General features: G+C 70.9%; 2 protein-coding genes. One reads left to right on the forward strand and one right to left on the reverse strand.

Annotation, left to right across the window (positions count from 1 at the left end):
• The first annotated feature begins 104 nt into the window (after positions 1-104).
• Complete coding sequence (glgP, locus tag ACY5KJ_RS17235; protein ID WP_462203846.1) at positions 105-2,663, forward strand: alpha-glucan family phosphorylase; 2,559 nt, start codon at positions 105-107, stop codon at positions 2,661-2,663.
• Here the strand turns inward: glgP and glgX are convergent.
• The gene (gene glgX / locus ACY5KJ_RS17240; RefSeq protein ID WP_462203847.1) at positions 2,660-5,035 is read right to left on the reverse strand and encodes a glycogen debranching protein GlgX; all 2,376 of its coding nucleotides are present in this window, start codon (positions 5,033-5,035) and stop codon (positions 2,660-2,662) included. The two genes, glgP and glgX, sit on opposite strands and share 4 nt — an antisense overlap.
• Positions 5,036-5,091: the final 56 nt, after the last annotated feature.

Genomic DNA, 5,091 nt, shown 5'->3' on the forward strand with positions numbered 1-5,091 from the left:
CACCGGCAGTTCCTCGCCAAACACTGCCACTACCACCGCCAGGCCGTGAAGCTACAACTCAACTGATCACAAAAGTCGGGTTGGAGTACTAGGCTCACGTCTTCGTGAGAGCCCTCCGACGGTTCACCGTCCGTGCGCAGCTCCCCGGGCAGCTTGCTCCACTAGGGGAACTAGTCCTGAATCTTCGCTGGTCCTGGCATCCCGAGACGCTGGACCTGTTCGAGTCTGTTGATCCGGAGCTCTGGCAGGCGACGAAGGGAGACCCGGTCCGCCTGCTCGGCGAGGTGGATCATAACCGGCTGCTCGCGCTGGCCGCCGACCGCCGGTTCGTGCGCCGGCTCACCGACGTCGCGGACGACCTCCAGGAGTACCTGACAGCCGATCTGTGGTATCAGCAGCGGAAGGCCGAAGGCGCCCCGTCGGCGATCGCCTACTTCTCCCCGGAGTTCGGTATCACCGAGGTGCTGCCGCAGTACTCCGGCGGCCTCGGCATCCTCGCCGGCGACCATCTCAAGACCGCGAGCGACCTCGGCGTGCCGATCATCGGCGTCGGCCTGCTCTACCGGGCCGGGTACTTCGTGCAGTCGCTGTCCCGGGACGGCTGGCAGCAGGAGCGGTACCCGGGCATCGACCCGCACGGGCTCCCCCTGGCCCAGCTGACCGATCCGGCGGGGATGCCGGTGAAGGTGGCCGTCGGTCTGCCCGAGGGTCGCACGCTGCACGCGCAGATCTGGAAGGCGCAGGTCGGACGGGTCCCGCTGCTGCTGCTCGACTCGGACGTCGAGGACAACCAGCCGGCCGAGCGGGGGGTGACCGACCGGCTCTACGGCGGCGGGACCGACCACCGGCTGCTCCAGGAGATGCTGCTGGGCATCGGGGGTGTCCGTGCGCTGCGCGCCTACGCCGCGGTGACCGGGACTCCGGAGCCCGAGGTGTACCACACCAACGAGGGGCACGCGGGCTTCCTCGGCCTGGAGCGGATCCGGGAGCTCGTCGAGAACGGGCTCAGCTTCGACGAGGCGCTCCAAGCCGCCCGCGCCGGCACGCTGTTCACCACCCACACCCCCGTCCCCGCCGGCATCGACCGGTTCCCTCGCAGCCTGGTCGCCCGCCATTTCGGCGGGGACAACGGCTGGCCCGGTGTGCCGGTCGAGCGGATCCTGCAGCTCGGGGTGGAGGCCGACCCCAACGTCTTCAACATGGCCCACATGGGTCTGCGGCTCGCGCAGCGTTCGAACGGCGTCAGCAAGCTGCACGGCATCGTCAGCCGGGAGATGTTCGCGGGGCTGTGGCCCGGTTTCGACACCGCCGAGGTCCCGATCGGCTCGGTGACCAACGGGGTGCACGCCCCGACCTGGGTGTCCCGGCCCATCATCGAGCTTGCTGACCGCGAGCCCGGCCCGGGCCTGCTTTCCGACGACGCGGCCGGATTCGAGAAGATCTCCGCGTTGCCCGACGAGGTCGTGTGGGCCGCCCGGCGGCAGTTGCGGGAACGCCTCGTCACCGAGGTCCGCCGCCGGCTGCGGGCCTCCTGGCTCGAGCGCGGCGCGGCACCCGGTGAGCTGGAGTGGGTGGAGTCGGTTTTCGATCCGGACATCCTCACGATCGGTTTCGCCCGGCGCGTGCCGTCCTACAAGAGGCTGACCCTCATGCTGCGGGACCGTGACCGGCTGCGCCGGCTGCTGCTGCACCCGCAGCGGCCGATCCAGATGGTCATCGCCGGCAAGGCGCACCCTGCCGACGATGGTGGCAAGCAGCTCGTCCAGCAGATCGTCCAGTTCTCCGACGACCCGGCCGTGCGGTCGCGCATCGTCTTCCTCCCCGACTACGACATCGGGATGGCGCGCTTCCTGTACTCCGGATCGGACGTCTGGCTGAACAACCCGCTGCGTCCGCTGGAGGCGTGCGGCACGTCGGGGATGAAGGCCGCGCTGAACGGCTGCCTGAACCTGTCCATCCGGGACGGCTGGTGGGACGAGATGTTCGACGGCCAGAACGGCTGGGCGATCCCGACCGCGGACGGGGTCGAGGACCCCGACCGGCGCGATGACATCGAGTCCGTCGCCTTGTACGACCTGTTGGAGAACACCGTCGCCCCCCGCTTCTACGACTCGGAGCCCGGCGACGGCATCCCGCGGCGCTGGGCCGCGATGGTCAAGCACACCCTGTCGGCTCTCGGTCCCCAGGTCCTGGCCAGCCGCATGGTCCAGGAGTATGTCGAGCGATACTACGTGCCGGCCGGTGTCTCGGCCCGGGCCGCCGCCGCCGGCGGCTTCGCCGGGGCCCGGGACCTGGCCGCCTGGAAGAGCCGGGTGCAGGCCGCGTGGCCCGGGGTCCGCGTGCTCAACGTCGACTCCGCTGGTCTCGGTGACACCCCTCAGGTGGGCCAGTCGCTGGTGGTGCGGGCCACGATCGACCTCGGTGAGCTGGCCCTCGAAGACGTCGACGTCCTCGCCTCCTACGGCCGGATCGACCAGACCGACCGGATCCTGGATCCTTCGACGCTGTTCCTGCAGCCGGTTGGCGAAGGGGAGGGCGGTCACCGCTACGAGGGCACCATCCCGCTCGGGCGCACCGGACCCTTCGGTTACACGGTGCGGGTGCTGCCCCGGCACGCACTCACCGCGAGCATCACCGAACTGGGCCTGGTTACCAACCCCTAGGGGTCCCCGCACCGCGGCGAAGCCGCCGTGCCGGGGGGATGGGCTCGTAGGACGAGCACGCTGTGGCCCAGCACGGTCAGGGACTCGCCGCCGGCATAGCTGGTTCCCGGTACCGCGACGGTCGCCGGGAATCCGGCGAGATCGTCGTCGGCGGTATTGAGCAGCAGGTCGTGGCGGGCCGCCCAGGGGGCACCGGGCAGGGTGACGACGGTGTCGCCGCGATCCGGATGGAACACGTACACCAGGCCAGTGCCGTGGGCCGGTCGATCGTGCGTCCCCCGCCCGCCGGCAGGATCCTCAGCGACGGGGCTGCCGGCGACATGGGCCACGAGCGTCGCGACCCGCGGGGCGTTCCAGTCCGCCACCGACATCACCGCCCCGTCCGCACGGAACCAGGTGATGTCCGCGAGTCGCCCGGGTGCCGACTGGCCGCCGTGGAAGAACCGCCCCCGGCGCAGCACGGGCTCGGCGGAGCGCAGTGCCGCCAACCCGCCCACCAGCCGGCACAGCGCCGGGTCGGGGCCGGCCGGGTCGGGGTAGGCGTGGTCCGGCTCCGCGACGTCCACCGATCCGGCGAGGTCGGTCGGCCAATCGAGCCAGGACACCGCGTTGTCCTGGCAGTAGGCGTTGTTGTTGCCGCCCTGCGAGCGACCGAACTCGTCGCCGGCGAGCAGCATCGGGACGCCCGTGGACAGCAGCAGCGTCGTGATCAGTCCCCGGCGCACCCGGCGGCGGATGGTCAGGATCACCGGGTCGTCGGTCGCGCCCTCCACCCCGTAGTTCGCCGAGCGGTTGTCCGCCTCGCCGTCCCGGTTGCCCTCGCCGTTGGCCTCGTTGTGCTTCTCGTTGTAGGAGACCAGGTCGGCCAGGGGAAAGCCGTCGTGGGCGGTGACGAAGTTGATCGATGCCCAGGGGCGTCGGCCGCCGTGCTCGAACAGGTCCGACGAGCCGGACACCCGATAGCCCAGATCGGCGACGCCGCTGGTGTGCCTGTTCCACACGTCGCGCACGGTGTCGCGGAACCGCCCGTTCCACTCCGCCCAGGGGGCCGGGAACCCCCCCACCTGGTACCCGCCCCAGCCGACGTCCCACGGCTCGGCGATCAGCTTCACCGTGGCGAGGATCGGGTCGGCGTGGATGGCGGTCAGCAGGCTTGCCGCGGGGTCGAAGGCGTCGGGATTGCGGGCGAGCGCGGTGGCGAGATCGAACCGGAACCCGTCGACGCCCATCTCCGTCACCCAGTACCGCAGCGAGTCGCAGATCAGCCGCACGACGTGCGGTGAGGACGTGTTGAGGGTGTTGCCGCAGCCGGTCACGTCACGGTAGCGCCGGGGATCCATCGGCTCTACCCGGTAATAGGTCGTGTTGTCCAGGCCGCGCAGGAACAGCGTCGGGCCCCGCTCGCTGCCCTCGGCGCTGTGGTTGTAGACGACGTCGAGGATCACCTCGATGCCGGCGGCGTGCAGGGCGACGACCATCGCCTGGAATTCGCCGATCGGGTCGTCGGTGGCCGCGTACCCGGCATGAGGGGCGAAGAAGGCCAGGGTGTTGTAGGCCCAGTAGTTGATTTTTCCGCGCTCGAGCAGGGCCGGTTCGGAGACCGAGGCGTGCACCGGCAGCAGTTCGATCGCGGTGACGCCGAGCCGGCGCAGGTGCGCCAGGACGCTCGGGTGGCCGAGCCCGGCGTACGTCCCGCGTAACCGTAGCGGCAGGCCCGGGTGACGTTTCGTGAGCCCGCGTACGTGCGCCTCGTAGATGATCGTGTCCGACCAGGGGATGGTGGGCCGGTTGTCCGCCGGATGTACGCCCGGATGTACGCCGTGACCCGTCGAACCGCCACTCCCGGATCTGGGGTCCCCGATCCCGAGGTCCCCGAATCCGGAGTCCCTGGTCCCGGCGGGGCCCCGCTGCGCCCGCCCGGGCCCGGTCACGACGCAGCGGGGCACGAACGGTGCGGAGTCCCGCGGGTCCGGTTCGAAGCCGTAGGGGTCGCCGCCACCGAACCCGTAGATCGCCGGGTCCGTGCGCAGCGTCCCGGCTACCAATCGGGCGTAGGGGTCGACCAGCAGCTTCGCCGGGTTGTACCGCTGGCCCCGCTCCGGGTCGTAGGGACCGTGTGCCCGCAGGCCGTAACGCTGACCGGGGCGGACGCCGGCCAGATAGCCATGCCACGCCCCGCCGTCACGCTCCGGAAGTCGATGGCGTGTCTCGCGGCCGTCGGCATCGAACAGGCAGAAGTCGACCGCCTCGGCCCCGGGGGCGACGACAGCGATGTTCACCCCGGACCCGTCCCAGGTCACGCCCAGTGGCACCGCGCACCCCGGCGCGAGCCCGGAGGCGGTCGGCGCCGGTACGCCCGGGGATGCCGGTATGTCCGGTGAGACGGTGGTCTTCACGGTGTCGGACACCTTGGCGACGCTAGGGCCTG

It is taken from the genome of Frankia sp. CcWB3 (genome assembly GCF_977927595.1).